The sequence below is a fragment of the Paenibacillus antarcticus genome, from assembly GCF_001637225.1.
Classification (GTDB): domain Bacteria; phylum Bacillota; class Bacilli; order Paenibacillales; family Paenibacillaceae; genus Paenibacillus_AQ; species Paenibacillus_AQ antarcticus.
Genome location: NZ_LVJI01000054.1, coordinates 258,056 through 279,616 on the forward strand (window position 1 = coordinate 258,056; position 21,561 = coordinate 279,616).

General features: G+C 37.1%; 24 protein-coding genes and 1 pseudogene. 22 read left to right on the forward strand and 3 right to left on the reverse strand.

Annotated elements, in window-relative coordinates; all coding sequences use genetic code 11:
• Positions 1 to 8 precede the first annotated feature (8 nt).
• The 12 genes from araA (at position 9) to PBAT_RS24120 (ending at position 9,875) form a co-directional block, all read left to right on the forward strand.
• Positions 9 to 1,433 carry an L-arabinose isomerase gene (gene araA / locus PBAT_RS24070; RefSeq protein WP_068653185.1) on the forward strand — a complete coding sequence of 475 codons (1,425 nt, stop codon included), beginning with the start codon at positions 9 to 11 and terminating at the stop codon, positions 1,431 to 1,433.
• Between the two features lie 112 nt (positions 1,434 to 1,545).
• A complete protein-coding gene (locus tag PBAT_RS25485; protein WP_157091351.1) occupies positions 1,546 to 1,716 on the forward strand; it encodes a hypothetical protein in 171 nt (56 codons plus the stop codon).
• Positions 1,717 to 2,318: 602 nt separating this feature from the next.
• Positions 2,319 to 2,918 (forward strand): transglutaminase-like domain-containing protein, encoded by a 600-nt coding sequence (locus tag PBAT_RS24080; RefSeq protein WP_068653187.1) that lies wholly within the window; start codon positions 2,319 to 2,321, stop codon positions 2,916 to 2,918.
• 113 nt (positions 2,919 to 3,031) lie between these two features.
• On the forward strand, positions 3,032 to 3,853 hold the full coding sequence (locus tag PBAT_RS24085; protein ID WP_068653188.1) for a CPBP family intramembrane glutamic endopeptidase: 822 nt from the start codon (positions 3,032 to 3,034) through the stop codon (positions 3,851 to 3,853).
• A 69-nt stretch (positions 3,854 to 3,922) separates the two neighbouring features.
• A complete protein-coding gene (locus tag PBAT_RS25730; protein WP_169810177.1) occupies positions 3,923 to 4,087 on the forward strand; it encodes a hypothetical protein in 165 nt (54 codons plus the stop codon).
• A gap of 48 nt (positions 4,088 to 4,135) precedes the next feature.
• Positions 4,136 to 4,921, forward strand: a complete 786-nt coding sequence (locus PBAT_RS24090; RefSeq protein WP_068653189.1) for an SDR family oxidoreductase — start codon at positions 4,136 to 4,138, stop codon at positions 4,919 to 4,921.
• A 159-nt stretch (positions 4,922 to 5,080) separates the two neighbouring features.
• Entirely contained in the window at positions 5,081 to 5,377 is a 297-nt protein-coding gene (locus PBAT_RS24095) for an ArsR/SmtB family transcription factor (protein WP_068653190.1), read from the forward strand.
• A gap of 155 nt (positions 5,378 to 5,532) precedes the next feature.
• Positions 5,533 to 6,558, forward strand: a complete 1,026-nt coding sequence (locus PBAT_RS24100; protein WP_068653191.1) for an NADP-dependent oxidoreductase — start codon at positions 5,533 to 5,535, stop codon at positions 6,556 to 6,558.
• A complete protein-coding gene (locus PBAT_RS24105) occupies positions 6,545 to 7,888 on the forward strand; it encodes an aldehyde dehydrogenase (protein ID WP_420848835.1) in 1,344 nt (447 codons plus the stop codon). The genes PBAT_RS24100 and PBAT_RS24105 overlap by 14 nt, the downstream gene beginning before the upstream one ends.
• A 209-nt stretch (positions 7,889 to 8,097) precedes the next feature.
• Positions 8,098 to 8,400 carry a hypothetical protein gene (locus tag PBAT_RS24110; protein WP_084403344.1) on the forward strand — a complete coding sequence of 101 codons (303 nt, stop codon included), beginning with the start codon at positions 8,098 to 8,100 and terminating at the stop codon, positions 8,398 to 8,400.
• A gap of 51 nt (positions 8,401 to 8,451) precedes the next feature.
• Positions 8,452 to 9,231, forward strand: a complete 780-nt coding sequence (locus tag PBAT_RS24115) for a Cof-type HAD-IIB family hydrolase (protein ID WP_068653193.1) — start codon at positions 8,452 to 8,454, stop codon at positions 9,229 to 9,231.
• Positions 9,232 to 9,266: 35 nt separating this feature from the next.
• Complete coding sequence (locus PBAT_RS24120) at positions 9,267 to 9,875, forward strand: dienelactone hydrolase family protein (protein ID WP_068653194.1); 609 nt, start codon at positions 9,267 to 9,269, stop codon at positions 9,873 to 9,875.
• Between the two features lie 245 nt (positions 9,876 to 10,120).
• Here the strand turns inward: PBAT_RS24120 and PBAT_RS24125 are convergent, their stop codons facing one another.
• Both PBAT_RS24125 and PBAT_RS24130 read right to left on the reverse strand, forming a co-directional pair.
• Entirely contained in the window at positions 10,121 to 11,083 is a 963-nt protein-coding gene (locus PBAT_RS24125; protein ID WP_420848836.1) for a serine hydrolase domain-containing protein, read from the reverse strand.
• 108 nt (positions 11,084 to 11,191) lie between these two features.
• Positions 11,192 to 12,025 carry a MerR family transcriptional regulator gene (locus PBAT_RS24130; RefSeq protein WP_068653196.1) on the reverse strand — a complete coding sequence of 278 codons (834 nt, stop codon included), beginning with the start codon at positions 12,023 to 12,025 and terminating at the stop codon, positions 11,192 to 11,194.
• A 209-nt stretch (positions 12,026 to 12,234) separates the two neighbouring features.
• Between PBAT_RS24130 and PBAT_RS24135 the strand changes: the two genes are divergently transcribed.
• From PBAT_RS24135 to PBAT_RS24175, 9 genes and pseudogenes are all read left to right on the forward strand, one after another.
• Complete coding sequence (locus tag PBAT_RS24135) at positions 12,235 to 12,969, forward strand: hypothetical protein (RefSeq protein WP_068653197.1); 735 nt, start codon at positions 12,235 to 12,237, stop codon at positions 12,967 to 12,969.
• A gap of 62 nt (positions 12,970 to 13,031) precedes the next feature.
• A complete protein-coding gene (locus PBAT_RS24140; RefSeq protein WP_068653198.1) occupies positions 13,032 to 13,583 on the forward strand; it encodes a GNAT family N-acetyltransferase in 552 nt (183 codons plus the stop codon).
• Between the two features lie 158 nt (positions 13,584 to 13,741).
• Positions 13,742 to 14,275: a GNAT family N-acetyltransferase gene (locus tag PBAT_RS24145; protein WP_068653199.1), complete on the forward strand. Its 534-nt coding sequence runs from the start codon at positions 13,742 to 13,744 to the stop codon at positions 14,273 to 14,275.
• A gap of 34 nt (positions 14,276 to 14,309) precedes the next feature.
• Entirely contained in the window at positions 14,310 to 14,888 is a 579-nt protein-coding gene (locus tag PBAT_RS24150) for a GNAT family N-acetyltransferase (protein ID WP_068653200.1), read from the forward strand.
• A gap of 359 nt (positions 14,889 to 15,247) precedes the next feature.
• A complete protein-coding gene (locus PBAT_RS24160) occupies positions 15,248 to 16,129 on the forward strand; it encodes a GNAT family N-acetyltransferase (protein ID WP_068653202.1) in 882 nt (293 codons plus the stop codon).
• A gap of 6 nt (positions 16,130 to 16,135) precedes the next feature.
• Positions 16,136 to 16,195 (forward strand): annotated as a pseudogene (locus tag PBAT_RS26475) (hypothetical protein); the annotation flags it as partial.
• 184 nt (positions 16,196 to 16,379) lie between these two features.
• Entirely contained in the window at positions 16,380 to 17,360 is a 981-nt protein-coding gene (locus tag PBAT_RS24165; RefSeq protein WP_068653203.1) for a hypothetical protein, read from the forward strand.
• A gap of 15 nt (positions 17,361 to 17,375) precedes the next feature.
• Positions 17,376 to 17,639, forward strand: coding sequence for a helix-turn-helix domain-containing protein (locus PBAT_RS24170; protein ID WP_068653204.1), 264 nt, complete (start codon positions 17,376 to 17,378; stop codon positions 17,637 to 17,639).
• A 342-nt stretch (positions 17,640 to 17,981) separates the two neighbouring features.
• Positions 17,982 to 19,277 (forward strand): Nramp family divalent metal transporter, encoded by a 1,296-nt coding sequence (locus tag PBAT_RS24175; protein WP_068653205.1) that lies wholly within the window; start codon positions 17,982 to 17,984, stop codon positions 19,275 to 19,277.
• Between the two features lie 203 nt (positions 19,278 to 19,480).
• Here PBAT_RS24175 and PBAT_RS24180 read toward each other — a convergent pair whose 3' ends face one another.
• Complete coding sequence (locus tag PBAT_RS24180) at positions 19,481 to 20,260, reverse strand: helix-turn-helix domain-containing protein (protein ID WP_169810178.1); 780 nt, start codon at positions 20,258 to 20,260, stop codon at positions 19,481 to 19,483.
• Between the two features lie 362 nt (positions 20,261 to 20,622).
• Between PBAT_RS24180 and PBAT_RS24185 the strand changes: the two genes are divergently transcribed.
• Positions 20,623 to 21,510, forward strand: a complete 888-nt coding sequence (locus tag PBAT_RS24185) for a hypothetical protein (protein ID WP_149466338.1) — start codon at positions 20,623 to 20,625, stop codon at positions 21,508 to 21,510.
• The last annotated feature ends 51 nt before the right edge of the window (positions 21,511 to 21,561 follow it).

Sequence of the window (21,561 nt, forward strand, 5' to 3'; positions counted from 1 at the left end):
GGATATATATGTCAACAATCGTAGAAAAAGAATTTTGGTTTGTCGTAGGTTCACAACAACTTTATGGGGAAGAGGCATTATCTGAAGTTAAAGCCCACGCACAAATAATGACGGATGCTTTGAATAAAAGTGGAGTTTTGCCTTACCCATTGGTATTACAAGATTTAGCTGTTAGTGCAGATAAAATCACGAACATCATGAAAGAAGTCAACTACCGTGACGAGGTTGCCGGTGTCATCACTTGGATGCATACGTTCTCACCTGCAAAAATGTGGATCCGCGGTACAAAAATGCTGCAAAAGCCTTTGCTTCATTTAGCAACGCAATTTAATGAAAGTATTCCTTGGGCAACGATCGATATGGACTTCATGAATTTAAACCAAGCAGCTCACGGTGACCGTGAATATGGTTTCATTAATGCACGTTTGAAGAAACAAAACAAAGTTGTAGTAGGCTACTGGGAACGCGCTGAAGTACAAAAGCAAATTGCTGAATGGATGGACGTAGCGGTTGCATATAATGAAAGTTTCAATATCAAAGTCGCTCGCTTTGGTGACAACATGCGTAATGTTGGAGTAACCGAAGGAGATAAAGTTGAAGCCCAAATTCAATTTGGATGGACTGTGGACTACTTTGGTATTGGTGACCTTGTTCAAGTCATTAATGAAGTTAAGGAGGAAGAAATCGATGCTTTGCTCGCTGAATATGCAGAGCTGTATGAATTCGAATACGGTACTAACAGTAAGGAAGCTTGGGAAGCTAGCGTAAGAGTACAAGCAAGCTATGAAATCGCTATTAAACTTTTCCTTGATCAAGGTGGTTACAATGCCTTTACAACGAATTTCGAAGATTTACATGGCATGAAACAACTCCCTGGACTTGCTGTTCAACGCCTGATGGCACAAGGATATGGCTTTGCTGGAGAAGGTGATTGGAAGACTGCAGCTCTCGACCGTCTACTCAAAGTGATGAGCCATAACCAATCTACTGGCTTTATGGAAGATTACACTTATGAATTAACTGTTGGTCAAGAATCCATACTTCAGTCACATATGCTTGAAGTAGATCCAACTTTGGCAAGTACCAAACCTAAACTTATCGTTTCTCCACTAGGTATTGGTGGTAAAGACGATCCAGCCCGTCTAGTATTTGATGGCAAAGCAGGAGACGGTGTCGTTGTATCCATGGCTGACTTTGGAACTCATTACAAACTTTTGATCAACGAAGTTACTGCATTTGAGCCGACTGTACCAGCTCCGAACCTTCCAGTAGCTCGTGTACTTTGGAATGTTAAACCTAACTTCCAAGATGGGGTTAAAGCTTGGATCGAGAATGGTGGGGGTCACCATACAGTTGTTTCATTAGCTTTAACAACAGACCAAATTGTAACCTATGCAAAACTTGTTGGCTTGGAATATGTAGTTATTAAGTAATGACCATAAAGGTTTTCGCTTTATTCCATTTCCATAATGTCATTCGCATAAAAATGATTAAAAGATCGCATCCTATAGAGAAATATATACCGTAAGGGAGATGCGTTTACCTATGGATACACAGCCAAAAAAAACAACCGACAGTGAAGCTAGAACGAATAAGAAATTGAACAGTACGATTCGCACTGAAAAAAATGATTCGGAGTTTGCCGAGGAATTAACCAGAGGCGATATCAAATCGGCATTCAAAAATCCGATCACCGGCGAGGAACGGTTGTATTAGCCATAGGTTGTTGATAGGATGTTAAGCCCTTGAGATCAAGGGCTTTTTTCGTGCTCGGAATTCAAGGTAGCTTCTAGCGTATCTCTCTGTGGAAATGGTCATGAATTATAATGACAACAGGTCAGCTTGATGACATCCTTAACAAGGATTGTGGGGGATAAGAAATTAATCTTATATAATAATGAAATGTAGGTACCGCCCTTTGCTATTCAGATGTATAATTGTGGAAGATACTGAGACAAGAAATGACCCTACCTAAGATAAGAGCTATCTAAGGCTGGGTCATTTCTTGAATAAGTAGAACGTTATCGGAAATTCTCTATGAGGTGATTTCTGGAGATTCAGACAATGACTTTTACGGTCGAGTGAGTCATATTGAATTCTCTAACTCGGTATATTCTATATACGGAGTGAAAATTGGGGGTTCGAGCGAAGAATCAAAAAAAATAATAGTAAAAGAAGGATACAAACATTTAGTAGAAGATTTATTTGGAAACGGTGAGTATGTTATAGCTATCATAGGGAAGTTGAAAGTGAATCTGATAACAAAAATAACTAATCAAAGTCCGAAACCTGTAAATAATGAAATGAGGGTATAACAGATGAAGCATGAGAAATCTTTAGATACTTATCTTCAGAAATCAGAATATATTGATTATTCTAATTCGCACATACAAGAACTAATAATGTTATTTAATCTAGATACTGAGATTGAGCGAATAAGGGCAGCATTTGAATATGTTCGTGATGAGATCAAACATTCATATGATATTAGAGCCCATGAAATTACTAGAAGAGCCTCTGAAGTCCTAGATAAAAAGCATGGTATTTGTTATGCCAAGTCTCACTTATTAGCAGCTTTATTAAGAGGAATGGATATCCCTGCAGGTATTTGTTACCAACGCCTAACACTATATGACAAACCAAAAGATGGATATTGCGTACTTGCATTAAATACCGTCTACCTCAAAGGTTTAGGGAAATGGATTAGATTGGATGCAAGAGGTAATAAGGAAGGGATTAATGCTCAATTTTCTATTAATAAAGAGCAACTAGCATTTTCGGTAAGGGAAGAATACGGAGAAAAAGACTATCTAGTTAACTACTATGAACCCCATCCAGACATAATCACAACATTGGAGGACAATTCTAATTGCTTAGAGATGGTTCAAAAAGGATTACCTGTAGAACTGAGTGAGTGATTCTATGACGGAAACAACTTCAGTTAACATAAAATTCATGCTTCTGATCGACTAGAATCAGCAAGAGGACAATGTGATTTCATAGTAAGTTCTAAGAAGGATGGGAGGTTTCTATGAATAAAACAATGATTCGTAATATGGTTGTATTCGTTATGGTTGTTGGTTTCAGTGGGTGGATAGGCGTTCTTGTGGACTCAGTACTTCCAGAGCAACCTAAAGGTGATACTCTCGGTATGGGGATATGGCTGGTATTACCTATGTTAACTGCAATTACATTAATACTAATTTCAAAATTTGGTTGGACAGATATTGGCTTCAAGCCGAATTTCAAAGGAAATTCAAAATGGTACTTAACTTCTATCTGGATTTATCCTGTTGTAACAGGCATCGTTGTGATAATCGGATCTACTACCCAATGGATTGACTTGTCCGGATTTAATCTCAAAGCTTTTATTTGGGCATTTAGCAGTACATTGTTAATTGGTTTTATTAAAAATATATTTGAAGAGACGGTTTGGCGAGGCTTTCTTACTTCACAACTTGTTAAATTAAATCTAAAGGATTGGAAAATTTATCTCATCGTAGGATTCGTTTGGGGGATATGGCATATTCCATATTACTTGGTCTTTCTGCAAGAGGCGGATTTGCATATGGTCTTACCTGTCAGCCGAGCTATATTTATCGTTGTAGCTATTATAACAATGACATGCTGGTCTGTTATGTATATTGAGCTTTATAGGGTAACCAAATCAATTTGGCCGTGTGTTATATTACATACGGTAGAAGATTCACTGATTAATCCCTTAGTTTTATCAGGTTATATCAGTATAGCATCAGGTAAAGAAATTTTCATTTCCCCGATCAGCGGTATCATTACTTCAATTTTATATCTAGCCATTGGGTTTGGAATAAGAGCGTATAGAGACAACAAATAAACACAGCTATCAAGTATTAACAAACAACGAAAATGAAATTCAAATATTAAACGAATAGTTGGTGATGTGATGTCTAATCAAGATGGTGGTTTTGTAGTTGGATGGGGGACGTTAGCTCTTATTAATGCAGGTTTAGCTCAAGGTAAGAATAGAAGTGGATTAAACTGGTTTTTAATATCGTTATTAGTAGGTCCAATTGCTACATTATTTATAGTAGTCTGGGATAGAAAGTAATAGAAATAACAGAGATTACTCGGAACCATAGAAAGGAGAAACAATCATATGCAGAAAGATTTATCTTTAGATAGAAAAATAGTCATAGTAACTGGTGCTTCTCGTCTTAACGGCATTGGAGCAGCAGTGTGTAAAGCGTTGGCGAGTAAAGGGTTTGATATATATTTTACATATTGGACTCCCTATGATAGTGAGATGTCTTGGGGAATCAGTCCCAATGAACCACAATTGTTACAAGCAAACATTATAGAATACGGTGTACGGTGTAACAAATTGGAATTAGATCTTACTGATACATTGGCACCTGCTAAATTATTAGATACAGTGGAAGAAGAATTGGGGAAGGCATCCGTCTTAATCAACAATGCTACCTATTCCGTTGATGTAGGATACGATACATTAACTGCTGAAGTACTTGATAAACATTACCAAGTAAATATTCGTGGAACAATGTTATTAAGTGCGGAGTTTGCTAGTCGGTTTAGCCGTGCAAGAGGTGGGAGAATTATTAATTTAACTTCTGGACAATCGTTAGGACCGATGGCTGGAAATATAGCGTATGCTACTACTAAAGGAGCTGTTGATGCTTTCACGTTAACCTTGTCGGCTGAATTAGCTGGGAAAGGAATTACAGTCAATGCGGTGAATCCAGGACCAACCGATACAGGATGGATGGATGATGGACTTAAGGATTATATTTTGACTAAATCTCCAATGGGTAGAATTGGAATGCCTCACGATGCAGCAAGATTAATTGCTTTTCTTGCAAGTGACGAAGCTGATTGGGTAACCGGACAGATCATCCATTCAGAAGGTGGATTTCAGAGAGGTTAGTATATAGTTCGGATCAATACTGATCAATACTGATCAATAATACTTCTTATAAATTCGTAGTAGTTATCACATTATATTGTTTAACATTTTGGCTTTGTATTTTATTTTCAATTTACAAGACAATTTGACTTCACGAAATTGAAGTAATACAATAGTTTTATGACTATCGAACAATATTCTTTAAAAGATGATGAAAAACGGGTTAAGATTTTCAAGGCATTAGCAGAATTGAAACGAATTGAAATGATTCGTTATCTTCATCACCATCGGGATAACAACACATGTGGGTCCATCGGTGAATCCATGGCGATGGATAAATCCAATGTGTCGTACCATCTCAAGATTCTATATGAAGCTGATTTAGTAAGTGTTACACGAATAGGTCAGAATAAGAACAGTCAGCTTCGAGAAGATACGTTTGCCGAGTTGTTACCGGGTTTCTTGGACAGGTTATAATATGTCCGGAAGCCCATTATTTTTTGATTATAATTTGAAAGTTTTAGAACTGTCTGATAATGGAGTTGCGATAGTCATGATCGTACGGCTTGCTCAATTAATGGGTAATAGTTAAACATAGTATCAAAAATATAAAATTATGGAGTAGTGATCATATGAATCAGCAATTTAAAAATAAACAAATCCTGTTAACTTCACGTCCTGTAGGCATGCCAACACAAGGGAATTTTGAGTTCAAAGAAATTCCTGTTGCAAATGCACAAGAGGGCCAGGTTGTTGTACGTACTTTGTACTTGTCGGTAGATCCTTACATGCGTGGAAGAATGAGTGATGCTAAATCCTATATTCCTCCATTTCAGATTAATGAAGTGATTGCCGGTGGGAGTGTGGGAGAAATTGTAGAATCTAAATCGGATCTCTACAAAGCTGGAGACAAAATTATCGGTATGTTGGGTTGGCAGTTATACAATACAGTGGATGCTAAGACGGTAACCAAAATCGATGAGTCGATTGCTCCTGTGTCGGCATACTTAAGTGTTCTTGGATTGACAGGCCTTACAGCTTATTTCGGGTTACTTGATATCGGTCAGCCGAAAGAAGGAGAGACAGTCGTTGTATCTGGTGCTGCGGGTTCTGTGGGTATGTTTGTTGGACAGATCGCCAAAATCAAAGGGGCGCGTGTCGTTGGTATTGCAGGCACTGATGATAAATGCGACTATTTGAAAAATGAACTTGGCTTTGATGCGGTTATTAATTATAAAACAACGAAGAATCTAGGTCAGGCTTTGGAAGAAGCATGTCCGAATGGTGTCGATGTCTATTTTGACAATGTAGGTGGTTCTATCTCTGATGCAGTGATGAATTTACTAAATGATCATGCACGTATTCCACTATGTGGAGCAATTTCTTCATACAATAGTACTGACGGGGACATGGGTCCACGTATTCAGACTAGATTGATTAAGACCCGTTCCCTTATTAAAGGATTCGTTCTCAGTGATTATGCATCTCGACAGTCAGAAGGACTTCAGGAGCTAGGGAAATGGCTGACAGAGGGTAAATTAAAGTATGAAGAAACGGTTGTGGATGGTTTCGATAACGTGATTGAAGCATTCCTACAATTGTTCCAAGGTGCGAACCTAGGTAAAATGCTGGTCAAAGTGAGCGATTCAGAGAAATAATATAACCACAAAGAGGAGAATACGCATGGAAAATTACGAGAATCTAGCTAAACAACAGCGCGCATTCTTCCTTACCGGTCAAACAAAGCCAATAGATTTTCGTATAAACTCGCTGAATACATTGCAGAATGCGATTAACAAACACGAGAAGGAGATCCTTGCTGCATTAAGAAAGGATTTGAACAAATCCGAAGTAGAAGGGTACGCCACTGAAATTAAAATCGTACTTGAAGAAATTAAATTCTCACTCGAAAATTTAAAAGGATGGATGCAGCCTAAGAAAGTAGACACACCTAGCTTCCTTACGGGTGCTTCTAGTGTCATCTATCCTGAGCCATATGGGGTGGCACTCATTATTGCACCATGGAACTATCCGTTCCAACTAGCGATTGCACCTTTGATTGGAGCCATGGCAGCAGGCAACTGTGCGGTATTGAAGCCATCCGAGTTCACGCCAAGTACATCCAAAGTGCTTGCTACACTCGTTAGAGAAAATTTCCCTGATGATTATATTGCGGTAGTTGAAGGCGAAGTGGAGACGAGTACGGCGCTGCTTAAGGAGCAGTTCGACTACATCTTCTTTACAGGTAGTACTCCTGTTGGGAAGGTGGTCATGGAAGCCGCAGCTAAACATCTAACGCCCGTTACACTAGAGCTTGGCGGAAAAAGTCCCTGCATCGTACACAGCGATGCGCAGATTACAACTGCTGCTAAGCGGATTGCAAGAGGAAAGTTCCTGAATGCGGGACAAACCTGTGTAGCCCCAGATTATATTCTGGTTCAACGTCAGGTGAAAGAGCAATTCCTAGATGAATTAAAAGATGCTATTCAGGATTTATATGGTGAAGATATTTCTCGAAATCCGGATTTCCCCAAAGTGGTCAATGAGAAACAGTTCAAGCGCCTGAGTACCTTCTTAAAGGATGGTACGTTATATTTTGGCGGCAGAACGGATTCATCTCGGAACTTCATTGAGCCAACGGTGTTAGATCAGATTGCATGGACCGATCCTGTAATGAAGGATGAAATATTCGGACCCATTCTTCCCGTGATTGTGTACGACGAGTTGTCAGAGATTATTGAAGAAATTACGAAGCGCCCGAAACCTTTAGCGCTGTATATTTTCTCTGAAAGTGAAGCAGTGCAGGATCAGATTCTGAGCAGTGTTTCATTTGGTGGTGGCTGCATAAATGAAACGCTTGCGCATCTGACTTCTCCCTACCTACCCTTTGGTGGTGTAGGTGAGAGTGGTATGGGTTCTTACCACGGTCAGGTTAGTTTTGATACATTCTCCCATCGCAAAAGTGTCTTGAAACGTAAAGCGGAATAATATTTGCCATAAGCATGTCTCCATAAAGAACGAGAAAAAGCCCCATCGGCGAATGATGGGGCTTTTTATTGTGTTAAAGCTTCTAGTAATAAAGGTAATGCAAACCTCAATTAAATGGGATACAATTCCAAATAGGAACTTGATTAAACAGACATACTCAATTCACATAGTAGTCATTAAAATTAGCTAGAACAATCAGATTTGGGAATTTGATCCATGTAAGTTGGACATACGGATTTGTCGTTAATGATGGGAAGATATTTGGATTAACTGATGAAGTTGTTGAGGAATCCTTTCTTGGTTATGAAATTGGAGAAGTAACCTACTACTCTGATATCGAAGGATCGTATAGTGGCAATTTTTCAAATGAATTGCCTGTAGGTACTTTGTACTTCACTATACAGGGAATTGCACCTGAAGAAGCGATTGCTGTGAAAAAGGACGGATTTTATGTTAAAGCAACGTATGGGGGTGAATATTCCGGAGGGAGAGAGAAGAGTAGCATTCAGTAAAAAGTCTTCCAAGGATGGAATTACGAAGATCTTTATAAGGAGGTGATATCAATGAAGTTTTCGACGATTGTCCTAGATCTGGATGGCACGCTTTTAAATTCTATGAAGCAAGTCTCTGAAAGGAATTTGGTAGCTATTCTTAACTGTTATAACAAGGGAATGAGAATTATCTTTGCAACGGCTCGTCCACCAAGAGCTGTTAGGTGGTTTCTTCCAGAACAGTTGTTGGATATAGGATCATTTGTGTACTATAACGGAGCACAAGTAATCTGCAGAAAATCGAATACAGAATTTAATGAATCAATTCCTTCTTCTATCACTTCTGAAATTCTAGATTATTGCTTGAATCATGATCCAGAAGTTGAACTGACAATGGAAGTTAGGGATGAATGGTTTAGCTTAAGGGAACTCGACTATTCTACGAGAATGAATGTAAAGGCTAATCCTATCGTTAAATCACTTGAAGAGTTGAAACAACATGATGCTACAAAGATATTACTCTCAGGATGTAATCAGATTCAAGCTCTTACCTGGAAGTTTGGTCAGCAAGTAAACATTGTGGTTACGGACAATAATCAACTTATTCAAATTATGCCATTGAATGCATCGAAAGAGCGAGCAATAACTAGATTATGCAATATTTACGGTGTAGGGCTGGATTCAGTGATAATATTTGGAGATGATCATAACGATTTAGGGCTGTTCGAGACCCCTGTATATTCAATTGCTATGGGAAATTCGATAATTGAATTGAAGGAAATTGCTGATGAAATAACAGAAAGTAATGATCAAGATGGGGTAGCAATAATCTTAGAAAGATTGTGTAGGTAATGCAGAGAGAGATCATAAGAAAGACGTGAAAATGAATGAGCAAAGAACCATTAAGAAGATCATTAGTGATTATTCTTCATGAGATTTATGGAGTTAATAATCATATTCAATTATTTAGTGAAATGATAATGAATCAAGGATTTGATGTGCTTGTTCCTGATTTAATACATAGGGATTCATTTTCTTATGATCAAGAGGAAACCGCATATGAATATTTCATGAATGAAATTGGATTTGAAAGCTCATTAAGAGAAGTTAAAGAAGTAGTGGAAGTAAATAAAGAGAAGTATGATCAGATATTTATCATTGGATTTAGTGTTGGTGCAACAATAGCTTGGATGTGTAGCGAATACGAGGTTGAAGGAATTATTGGATATTACGGGTCAAGAATTAGAAATTATAAAGATATAGAGCCTAAATGTCCGGTCTTGTTATTTTTTGCAAACAATGAGAGATCATTTAATGTATTGGATTTAGAGCAGGAACTGAAGCTGAAGAAGAATACTTTAATAAAGATTATTGAGGCTGAGCATGGTTACATGAATCCATTCTACCTAACTCATAACATCAAAGAATATAAGAATTGTATAGAGAGTAGTTTGAATTTTCTTGAGCAAATTGAAGAAGAAGCAGCCACCCGATAAACCACTATGAAGGGGAATTGATTAAGAACCGGGAATCTTTTGCTAGAATTGATGCAATTAATGTAGTGCATCATATTTAGAAACATTTGATAGGTATTTATTTATGAAGGTAGGCTCAGCCAGCACAAGAACCTACCTTAGTTAATAGCTATCTAAGGCAGGTTCGTAACGCAGATATCTATCGTTTTCACATAGACTTAAAGAGTATAAACAGTTAACAGCGTATTTACTTAGTGCTAATAAGTTTAGTCTATGACAGTTGGGAGGATATGTTCTTTAATCAGTGTCCATCGATCACGAGGATTCAAGATGAATTCTGACGTAATGGCTACGACTAAGTCTAATTCTGGGATGCAACAAATGACATTACCACCATCGCCTAGTGCTAAGTATGCGAATACGTCCGCCTCTTCCCGTAGCCACCATAGATAACCGTAATTATTGGGGTTCATCGCTGTTGATTCGTCAATCCATGACTTGGAAATAATCTGATTATTATTCCAAATACCACGGTTTAGATAAAGCAAACCAAAACGCGCCATATCACGTGGACTCAACGTTAGTCCCCATCCTCCTGTAGAGATACCGTGTGGGTCGTAAACCCATCCTTTCACATTGCTCCCGAATAAATCATCAAAACCAAATGATGTCATTTCATAATCTGGGATTTCTTTCATTCCGATGGGTTTAAATAAGTGTTCGTTCGCAAACTCACGGGCACTTTTTCCTGTGCTACGTGTGAGGATGGATGAAAGTAGATGTGCCCCGGCAGTAGAATACTTGAAAGTTCCAATACTCCCAGACTGACCAAGCATAGCCAATGTATACTTTATCCAGTCAGGTTCTTTACACATCTTGTCCAGCGGTTCTTCCCAGTCCTCAAATGGATAGGGAGCTGTCATCGTGAGTAGGTGGCGAATGGTGATTTCTTGTTTCTGTCTATCAGCTGCATCGAGAACATATTCGGGAAAGAAGTCCAGTACCTTCTGTTCTATATTTTTTATATATTTTGCATCTATGGCAATACCAATGAGGGCAGATATGATACTTTTTGTTACAGAAGCCACATGATGAGTAGTATCAGGGCCGTAGCCATTGTAATATCTTTCATAAGCAATAGATCCATTTCTCACAACAATAATACTATTGATATTGCTATACTCTGATGTTATCACAGGTTTAAGCTCTGAAAGTTTATCAGAGTCCATTCTCAATTTTGCTGGTTCTAAGGCTTGCCATTCCGTAGTTGGGCAGTTGCTTCTTAACAATATAAATACCTCCTATTAGATGTATTGTTTAGCGTGCGTTAGGGGATATCAGGTCTTACATCTTTTTTTTACAGGAAAATACACCTCGGTAACAATATCCTCAGGAATGATTGCTTGATTGGGGTCGGTTACATATACTTCATAAGGTGAGTTCACTAATGTATAACCTTCATTTTCTACCCATTCCCTCAGCTTCGCATATACCGATGTCAAATCTGAATATGAACCATGTACAACTGACTTTGCACACAGGCCTCCAGGCAAAACTCTCGTTTCCTTTACAATTTCCTCTATATTGATGGCAAACTCAATATCATTGCCGGTGGGATTGTATTCAGGGCTGTGATAAATAGTCATTGGCGTACCAAGTAGGGTGAGTTGTTCAGTAGCAATCCTTTCATATAGCCTGCTAAAATACTTTCCATATCCTAAAGCATAGTCATCACCACTTATCATCTGACGCATATATAGGATATTCATTGGCTTGGTCTCAACAAGTTGAACTTCTATATGGTCAAGGTATGACATGATTGGTATTCCTTTTACTAAATTGGAAATATCATTACTCATTTGTTGTTGAGTATATTCAAAAGCATTTAACTTTTCCTGTATGTCCCTTATCTTGCGATGAAGGACAGAACAAAGCTTCTCTTCTAATTGATCCTCTTCCAATGCTAGAATGGCTTTGATTTCTTCCAGAGTGAAATGATAAGATTTCAAACGGTTGATAAAGAGCATCTTTTTGAGTTGACTGATGGAATAATACCTATAACCGTTCTCTGGAATAATCTCATCAGGATTAAGTAATCCAATTTCATCATAGTATCGAAGCGTTTTTGTAGATACTCCACATATTTTTGAGAATTCTCCAATCGATAGCAAGAGGTGACCTCCATTCCTTCGTATTATTATAGGGACTAAATGCTTTAAACAACGTAACTTTGTACATTTACAGTATCCACCTTACCCTAAGGGCAAAGTCAATAGCAAAGAAAATTACATCCACAAATTTACGCTATGGCATTCGGTACTAGGTTGTTAGGTGTATAATTATAGAGTGAAGTCAGACAATCAAGTAAGGGGGGAAGGATATGGCTTTAGGATTTACAATTCTAGTAACTTTTTTAATTGGATCCATTGTGGTGTTAATATATGGGAAATATTATATTAAGAGAATTATTGCTCCTTTATTTATTGTGTTGATAGCAGATTTTTTGCTTTTGTATGCAAAATTAGTCGTGGGTGACGACATATTAACATTAATTATTTACCTACCCGCAATGATTCTGTTTGTGATTTCCTTAATATGGTTGCTTGTTATTTTAGTAAAGAGTTTCGTAAGAAAAGATAGCAAGAAAAAGATAATTGCAATTCTACTTTGCATAGCAATGACGACTGTTATTATTTATATTCCTTCGTTACGACAAGAAGATAAATTCAAAATATATCAAGACGAATTTATGGCTGTTTCAGATGCGATATTTAAAGCTTACGATGAGGGTAGAGTATCCATTGGGGAAGAATTTGCTTCACCACCTTATGCGACCTATGATTTAGATCGACTAAGCACTCTTTTTTCAGATAAAATATTAAATAAAATGAAAAAAGTAAACCGTTCCGCTGGCGTGTATACATATATTCTTGCAGATAAAGATGTCATCTATTTTAGTTTTGGTGCTGTATTTCAATCAATTAGTGGAATTGCGATATGTAGGAATGGTAAAGATCCTTCCACAGATGAAACGCTGAAATCGAGATTTTTTGATGGTAACACTTCGTTTGAGTATATATCAAATGGTGCATATCATTTCAGTGATGGATTATAAATAGTAGATCATGATCAGGTTAGAACGATTTATACAATTGGAATGTGAAAAGGAGAATGAATATGCCATATCTTAAATCGGATCGAATTGTACTTAGAGAATATCGAATGGAAGATTTACCTCACATGCGTGAATGGGTTAATAACTTTGAAATAACCAATAATCTACATGATCTTTTCATATATCCTCAAACTACACATGATACTGAATCCTTCTTGAAAGATATGATTGAGGGAAATTTAAGTGTTAAGGGTTTTATTATCGCTACTCCTGATGAACTTGAATATATCGGACAAATTGATTTACACAAAATAGATTGGAAGAATAGATCTGCGGGTCTAGGAATAGTGATTGGTAAAGCTGATTATTTAGGAAAGGGTTATGGTAAAGATGCTATTGAATTATTAAAGGAATTTGTATTTAATACGTTGAATCTCAATCGATTAGAACTGGAAGTCTATGAATATAATGTAAGAGCATATAAATGCTATTTGAAATGCGGATTCATAGAAGAGGGTAGATCACGACAGGGATTATTTAGACAAGGGAAGTATTGGGATGTCATTCAAATGAGTATATTGAGAGAGGAATATGAGAATGGGATTAACAGATAGCTGGGTCTAGCCCAGCAAATGCTATTACCTGTTGCATGGAGGGGAGCTTTTTACATTGAGAGATAGAATAAATAAAGGTATATTTTCCCTGATAATTAATTACCAACGATGTTAAACTTAGGTAGTTCTCTTATACAATGAGTAGTCGGAGGTAAGTAATGTTAAATGTGGTGTATAGGCAATTGGCAATAGAAGATTGTGAACGAATAAATGATATCAATCCATCACAATACATAAAAAATGCGTGGAGAGAAGTCAATGGAAAGCGTCAGTTGGTGAAGATTGATTATCTAGATTCCGATTGGGCTAATGGTTACGAGCACCATTTCAATGGTTTGAAAGAAACAATAATAAGTCGCGGCCATGCAATTGGTGCTTTTGATAACGATAACAAATTAATAGCTTTCGTAACGATTAATCGAGAGTTCTTTGGTGACATGCATCATTACGTATTATTGGACCAATTATTTATTACATTAGAACATAGAAATAAAGGAATAGGTAGAACGTTATTTTTGAAAATAGTAGAAATAGCACAAGAGTGGAAAGCGGATAAAATATATATTTGTGCAGGTTCAGCTGAGGAGACCATTGCTTTTTATTATGCGATTGGTTGTAAAGAGGCTGTAGAAATAAATAAGAAATTATACGAGAATGACCCAAGGGATTTTCAATTAGAGTTTTCGGTATAGTTAAAACCTAAATCAATTTATTTAGGAGGTAGCAATGATACATTCAATGAAACTCGAAACAATGCGATTAATGATAAGACCTTATCAAGCAAAGGATTTACAGGAGTCTTTCGAACTGATGCATAATGAGGAAGTACTTCAATATATGCATATGGATGTAATGTCCTTAGATGAGTATAGTGGAGTATTCGAGTGGTTGATCCAAAGCTATAATAAGGGATTAGAAGAAGATTTCAAATACTCTTTTGGAGTGTTTTTAAAAGATACTAATACATTTATTGGTTGGATAGGTGTTGGATGTTTAGATTTTCAAAGACAAGACAAAGAGATTTACTATTTAATAGGAAGAGATTATTGGGGGAAGGGTTATGCATCTGAAGCTATAGAGCAGTTAATACATTACTGTTTCAATGACATGAAGTTAGAAAGTATTGTCGCGAAAGTTCATCCTGGGAATGGCGCTTCAAAAAGAATTATAGAGAAATTGGGACTGAGGTTCGAGTATGTGTTAGAGGATTTACAAGAAGATTTCAGCGAGTGCAATGGTGAGCTATTATATTCAATTTCAGCAGATGAATATAAGCGGCTATTGATGATAAAGTCATTTATTTAGTGTAAGAATGGTATTAAAGTATTTTTGTAGGACAAAGGAGACAAACATGCAAAAATGTTTGAATTGTAGGAAAGAGTTTAAATACACACAAGTATTATACTCCATTGTAGGTCAGTTTAAATGGCAAAATGTCTCCTGTAATTACTGTGGAAGAAATCATAAGATTACCTTATTCTCTAAATTCTTAATATCTACTTCGATAATAGCCTTTCCTATAGTCATGATTCAATATATTTTCCCAGACCCTCCGTTATTTGCTGTAGCCTTATTATGGTTTGCTGCTTGGGTAGTTATGTTATTAGCAATTTCGCCATATTTCATTAAATTTAAATAATAGTTATTATTGATGGGGGATCCAAATGAAAATTGATTTTAGGAATTTCGATATTTCTTGTTATGATGTAGTGTGTAATTTTCTGATCACATTATCACAAGATGACCAACAACATATACATTGGAATTGGGCTAGGTGGGAGTGGATGTTTTTCCACCCTGAATTTAATCGTGATTTAATGGATTCCATTGGTTTATGGTATTGGAATGACGATGTAGTAGGTATAGCAACCTATGACCATTATTTCGGTGAAGCATTTATTGCAACAAAACCAGGTTTTGAAGAATTAGATAAAGATATATTAGAATATGCCATTGCTACTTTCACTAATGAAAATGGCCTTGGGATTGCGGTGAAGGATACGGATACTTACACGTTAGACCTATTACAAAGTAGGGGATTCGTGAAGAATGATCAGAGTGAAAATATACTCGAACTTACACTCGAGAATGTGAGTCTTGATTATATAACTCCTGAAGGTATAACAGTACACAATATTGATATAGAAAAGGACTTAGATAGGCATCATAATGTACTATGGAAGGGTTTTGAGAACGAAGGACAGGTGCCTGATGATGAAACTACGCTTAATAAGCAAAAGGAAATGTTGTCAGCAACGAATTTGAATTCCTCCCTACATATTGCGGCAGAAAATGATGAGGGGGAGTATGTTGCATATTGCGGTGTTTGGTATAGTCAGAACACTGATTATGCTTATATTGAACCTGTATGTACAATTCCAGCGTATCGGGGTAAGGGACTTGGTCATGCGGTGGTTTTAGAAGGTTTAAAGAGAAGCTACTCCTTAGGTGCTAAGAAAGCTTACGTTATTTCTGATAATTCTTTCTATAAATCTTTAGGATTCCATCAGCATTCACATTATACTTTCTATTGGTATAACATCTGATATTCCAACCGCAGCGATATACGTTTCTCTGGAAATAGCTCAAAGCATAGCAAAGGAGGACAATGACAAAGATGTCGTTGTCCTTTTTGTTATGGAAATAATTATAAACGGATAAACAAACGTTTGACAAAAATTAACAGACGATTCATAGTAAGTGATAAGTAGTAAGTAGTAAGTAATTACAAAATTATTCCTCATACAAAGTAAACATAAGTACGCTTCAAGAATGTTGAATAGGGGAGGATTTTCTATGACAGAGCTAACATTAACGCAAAAATTCACATTGATAGCGCTAAATGCACAGAGAAGTCTTGAAATGACAAACGCAAAGAAAGTGTCTCTTCGTTGCATGGCAGCAGCGGTTATTTTAGAGGTATATTTAGACAGCGGTTTTGCACAAGACAATAATAAATTAGTTTTAAAAAAAGATGTACTTAATCAATCTCATACAATACGCTACCGGGAAACGATTATACAACCTTTAAATCACACAATCGGTGATCTGAGTGGATGGCTGAAACAAGCTTCCTTGTTGTCCAAAAGAAAACTAATAAAGTTTGAACACGTTATATCCGAATCCCTAAAAGAAATGAGTTTACTTGAGGAAATCCCCCATATTCTAGGGTGTGACCTGTACTTTCATTCTTCTGGAGTTGAGATCAAAGGATACCGTAGCCACATTCAGGAATATACAACAATAACAGAGCATATTCGAGCAGAGATTCTGGAAGATGGCACGGTTACAGATGAGACAATTTGTATGCTTTGGCTTCTTCGTGAAAGCGGTTGTATGCATGATTTTTTTTCGAGGAATGAGTTAGAACAGTTGAGTACAAGAATGTATCAGTTATATCAAGCTAATCCACTTGCGAAGGCATTGTATAGAATTCGAATCCATCGCGGAATTGAGTTAGCAATAAAACAATTCCTCCGTATGAAAAAAGTAGCTGTCAAGACACCTGTGGGTAGCGGTTTGAATTTTCTATTTCCAATCCTTGAACGTTCGCAATCTGTTTTCATTGATACGGAGGCGATGTTTTCAAATTCAAGAACAAGATTACACGATGTGAGGATGCGCTTAGAGTCCAAGGGTCATGCGGTTAAGGTCTTAGGAGATGGAACGATTCCAACTATTAAAATAGATAATATTATATATGAAGCGATTCCACATGCCACTTACGGTAGAGTACCCATTCATGGTGTACGTCTTCTCCCAATACATCCAAGTTAAAGGAGTCGTGGAATTATGTCTAGACAACGTACCATGGAGACTATATTAGCCTCGGAGTTCGTGTCTATAGGAGAATTAGTACGGCTAACGGAATCTCGCTATAGTACACTGAAATTTTACACAGAAGAAGGTATGCTACCTTTTGAACAGGCGGAAGAGAATCTGACACGAAAGTATATAAGACTGGCAACCGTCGCACGCATTCATTTAATTAAAGAACTGAAATCAAACGGATTAACGATTCCACAAATTAAAGAAGCTCTGGATAAGGATGAATGATCATTATAAGAATGTATTGAAGCAAAACATCGGGTGTTTCCGGTGTTTTTTGTCTTCTAAGCCTTTTCATTTCTGGTAGAAGTGAGGAACATAGTGGAAGAGTATACAGCACTACCAGAACCCGAAGGTGGATACCAATGAAATCTAGTCATGTCACCTAAAGTATCTGGACAAGGTGATTCGAAGAAATTCACTCTTTAATTACATAATGTTTAGTTTAGAGTCGAAGTGATTATCAAGTATTAGGTATTTACAATTTATATGAATAGGAATATAATTATTAAAAAGTTGCCTTGGGTAAACATAATTGTATGAAGACAAACTAATTTCGGAGGAGCAACTATGACTGAACAAATAGACACTCAAAGAGAAAATCAAACCATAATTCAAAAGCAAAGAGATAGACTGAATACAGAGACTATAATGAAGGGGAAAGGTATATCAAGACTCCTTCCATTCTTGGGCCCGGCTTTTATAGCTTCTGTTGCCTATCTAGATCCAGGTAACTTTGCCACCAATATTACAGCGGGTTCGCGATATGGCTATCTTTTATTATGGGTCATCGTCTTTTCCAATTTAATGGCGGTATTAATTCAATCTTTATCAGCCAAACTTGGAATTGCCACTGGAAAGAACCTTCCCGAAGTTGCACGTGAACGTTTCCCGAAGAAAGTGTCCTTATTTTTATGGATTCAGAGTGAAATAGTTATCATTGCAACCGACTTAGCAGAATTTATAGGAGCTGCATTAGGCCTTTACTTGTTGTTTGACATTCCTATGCTACTAGCAGCATTTATTACAGCCGCAGGCTCGTTTGCTATTCTGGAGTTACAACGTCGAGGTGTCCGTACATTTGAAGCAGGCATTAGTGTCATGATCCTCATTGTTGCATTAGCGTTTGCCTTTCAAGTCATCCTTGCTAAGCCTGATATCGGTGCTGTTGCTTTAGGCATGGTGACACCAAAGTTTCAAGGGGTAGATAGTATTTTACTTGCAGCAGGAATACTAGGAGCGACAGTCATGCCGCATGCTATTTACCTTCATTCATCACTCACACAACATAGAATTGTTGGACGAAATCCGCGTGAGAAGAAACGTATTTATAAAATGGAACTGTTCGACATCGTCATTGCTATGGCAATAGCTGGAGCTGTTAATCTGGCTATGGTTGTTATCGCTGCCGCATTATTTTTCAAAAATGGTCTGAATGTAGATGATCTAGAGGTAGCCTTTAACCAGTTCGGACAATTAATCGGACCTTCTGCTGCCATCCTGTTTGGACTTAGCCTACTTATTGCGGGTCTGGCTAGTGCTTCTGTAGGAACGATGGCAGGAGATGTAGTTATGCAGGGTTTCATCAACAAACGTATTAATTTATATCTACGCAGAGCGATTACGACGATACCTCCTCTTGTCATCATATGGAGTGGTATCGACGCTACGAAAGCCCTAATCATGAGCCAAGTTGTACTATCATTTGGTATCGCCTTTGCCTTGATTCCACTCATTATATTTACAAATAATAAAAACTTAATGGGTGATTTGGTTAATCATTCTCTCACTAAAGTATTGGCCTGGATCATTGCAGCTATTGTTGTATCATTGAACTTATTCCTTATCGTTGAGATGTTTATTTAACTTATAGATGCACTACAAATAGATCGCACAACAAAAATCCCTTACCTTTTATTCAAAAGAGGTGAGGGATTTTCGATATAAATCCAGGGTCACATGACAGATAACAATGTAATAATAACGATACTTCTGAGGATCTTAAATGAGATACAAAGATGAACAAGGATGTACAGAGTTTATTGAAGCTATACAAGAATTAGGTAGGGCTAACCCATATTCCTGAGGTTGAATTCCCTTCGGTACTGCACCGGGTTGACACTAGTGTATTGTTTAAACGTAGCAGAAAAGTGACCGGAATTGTAATAGCCAAGTTCCTGGGAAATTTCCGAAATATTCATGGTAGTACTTTCTAAATATTCCTTTCCTAACTCCATACGCACTCCCTGAAAATAGCGAAGGGGGGAAGTTCCCATTTCCCTATTGAAAATATAGATGAGTGTTCGCGTCGGGATATTCAAAAAATTCGAAAGAGACTGTACGGAGAAATCTTTTATATTATCTTTCATATATTCAAGACTTTTATCGATTACCGTTAAATCATAAGATTTCATGTTGTTATCCAACTTGTGGGCAAGAATGCTGTAGAACAGGTGGAAATAGGCGGAAGCAAGTTGCTGCTGGCCTTCCTTTAAGCTAAGAAGGGTATGATCGCACAGATTAGAGAACTCCATTGTAAAGGGGATATTGTATAAATAATTAGTTTTTAATAAAAACGGCTCTGTTTTAAACTCAAACAGCCAGAAGTTCCACGTGTCGCTTGCACATTTGTAGGCAAGAGATTTGGAAGCGTTCGCAAATATAAGAGTATTCGATTTTGACTGAAATACTTGACCATCTACTTGGACCAGCCCGTCTCCGTCGAAAGTATAGAGTAATATATATTTATTACTCTCTATGATGCGATGATTGATGTCATAATCCCGCGTCGTGTATAGTTTATAGACCGTTTTAACACTCGTAGGGTAGGTACTGATCCAATCATTCACTGAATAAAAGTCGAAATACATAATGCTTTACCGCCTCTAGTACATTTTTTATTTCACTATAGCGAAGTGAATGCCTAATTGTGAGTTGCATTATTATAGATTTGTAAAGTTACTACCTTATTGGTACTAGTATATATATCCTTTGATGCAAAAAGTGCTAGTTTGTGTCGATGACATCGATAATTTTGAAAACGAACTAATGAAATAATATATAACTATGAGTTCGTTCGGCGTATTGCGCTTTTTTATGATTATTGCCTATTTATAGATTTACATTATATTGAAGTGCAATTAACATTTTAGGAGTAAAAGATAAAAGTTTTTACAATTCACTAAACCAATATAAGAATGGAATGGTATCCTTGAAGCAAAAAAAACGTTCTCCTTCAAAACGTAAATACCCACTTGTAGCAGGAGTGGGAATCGTGCTTTCTTTGGCGGTAGTGATTGTACTGGGTGGTTTTTTAATTATCCCTGATGAAGAAGCACAACCTAGTATAACAGATGAAATCTTTTCCTACTCCGGATATACCCGTGTTATAGAAAAGCAGGAATACGATTTTTATGAGTATCTGGCGCAGAGGGAAATGGATGACATTAGTGACAGCAAATTGCTAGCTCAAAATACGAAAGAATTGGCCCAAACAGCCAACGCTCAGTTTTATTTAGGTAACAAATTGGGGTTACACGAACCCTACTCTTTTGAAAATATGCAAGTGCAAATGAAACTTGAAAACGCTCGGAGAAAGATAAGTCAGGAAAAAGGTCAGGCCATTTATGGACCGGAATCGTTTGATATCTACAGGTATTATCAATATGTTTTCAGTAACCTAGAGGTTGATATCATTGACTATATAGCCAGACATGCTGATGAATCGATGGACAAAAAAGCTAGATTATATTTTGAAGAAAATAAAGATAAATACGATCATCCAGAGCAGATTGTTTATTTAATAACAGAAAACGGAGAAGAAGAGGAGCATACCATTGACTGGAGACAATTGAGTTCTCTGGAGAAAGCAGACTCGGAACTTGCGCAATTTCTGAGAGAGGGTGGTGAATACCAGCAATTTTCTTATAATTTCGGCAGCATAAAAAGGAACGTGAAAATTCATTCAGTAACGTACATGAAAACAGATTTTGAGCATCAAAAAAACCTTATTGTAAGCGATTTCCTGAGAAGTGGATACTATAAAGAATTGCTGAAGGAGGTGGAAATGAACAACCCAATAGTGTTCGCTGAGAAATGAAAATACGCTTACTACATGTATTAAGTAAAGATAAGATAAGAGAGGTGGTCA

Bases quoted from the DNA above. Each gene is read 5' to 3' on its own strand.
- araA (WP_068653185.1), top strand. From the start codon at position 9: ATGTCAACAATCGTAGAAAAAGAATTTTGGTTTGTCGTAGGTTCACAA.
- PBAT_RS25485 (WP_157091351.1), top strand. From the start codon at position 1,546: ATGGATACACAGCCAAAAAAAACAACCGACAGTGAAGCTAGAACGAAT.
- PBAT_RS24080 (WP_068653187.1), top strand. From the start codon at position 2,319: ATGAAGCATGAGAAATCTTTAGATACTTATCTTCAGAAATCAGAATAT.
- PBAT_RS24085 (WP_068653188.1), top strand. From the start codon at position 3,032: ATGAATAAAACAATGATTCGTAATATGGTTGTATTCGTTATGGTTGTT.
- PBAT_RS25730 (WP_169810177.1), top strand. From the start codon at position 3,923: ATGTCTAATCAAGATGGTGGTTTTGTAGTTGGATGGGGGACGTTAGCT.
- PBAT_RS24090 (WP_068653189.1), top strand. From the start codon at position 4,136: ATGCAGAAAGATTTATCTTTAGATAGAAAAATAGTCATAGTAACTGGT.
- PBAT_RS24095 (WP_068653190.1), top strand. From the start codon at position 5,081: ATGACTATCGAACAATATTCTTTAAAAGATGATGAAAAACGGGTTAAG.
- PBAT_RS24100 (WP_068653191.1), top strand. From the start codon at position 5,533: ATGAATCAGCAATTTAAAAATAAACAAATCCTGTTAACTTCACGTCCT.
- PBAT_RS24115 (WP_068653193.1), top strand. From the start codon at position 8,452: ATGAAGTTTTCGACGATTGTCCTAGATCTGGATGGCACGCTTTTAAAT.
- PBAT_RS24120 (WP_068653194.1), top strand. From the start codon at position 9,267: ATGAGCAAAGAACCATTAAGAAGATCATTAGTGATTATTCTTCATGAG.
- PBAT_RS24125 (WP_420848836.1), bottom strand. From the start codon at position 11,083: ATGGACTCTGATAAACTTTCAGAGCTTAAACCTGTGATAACATCAGAG.
- PBAT_RS24135 (WP_068653197.1), top strand. From the start codon at position 12,235: ATGGCTTTAGGATTTACAATTCTAGTAACTTTTTTAATTGGATCCATT.
- PBAT_RS24140 (WP_068653198.1), top strand. From the start codon at position 13,032: ATGCCATATCTTAAATCGGATCGAATTGTACTTAGAGAATATCGAATG.
- PBAT_RS24145 (WP_068653199.1), top strand. From the start codon at position 13,742: ATGTTAAATGTGGTGTATAGGCAATTGGCAATAGAAGATTGTGAACGA.
- PBAT_RS24150 (WP_068653200.1), top strand. From the start codon at position 14,310: ATGATACATTCAATGAAACTCGAAACAATGCGATTAATGATAAGACCT.
- PBAT_RS24160 (WP_068653202.1), top strand. From the start codon at position 15,248: ATGAAAATTGATTTTAGGAATTTCGATATTTCTTGTTATGATGTAGTG.
- PBAT_RS24165 (WP_068653203.1), top strand. From the start codon at position 16,380: ATGACAGAGCTAACATTAACGCAAAAATTCACATTGATAGCGCTAAAT.
- PBAT_RS24170 (WP_068653204.1), top strand. From the start codon at position 17,376: ATGTCTAGACAACGTACCATGGAGACTATATTAGCCTCGGAGTTCGTG.
- PBAT_RS24175 (WP_068653205.1), top strand. From the start codon at position 17,982: ATGACTGAACAAATAGACACTCAAAGAGAAAATCAAACCATAATTCAA.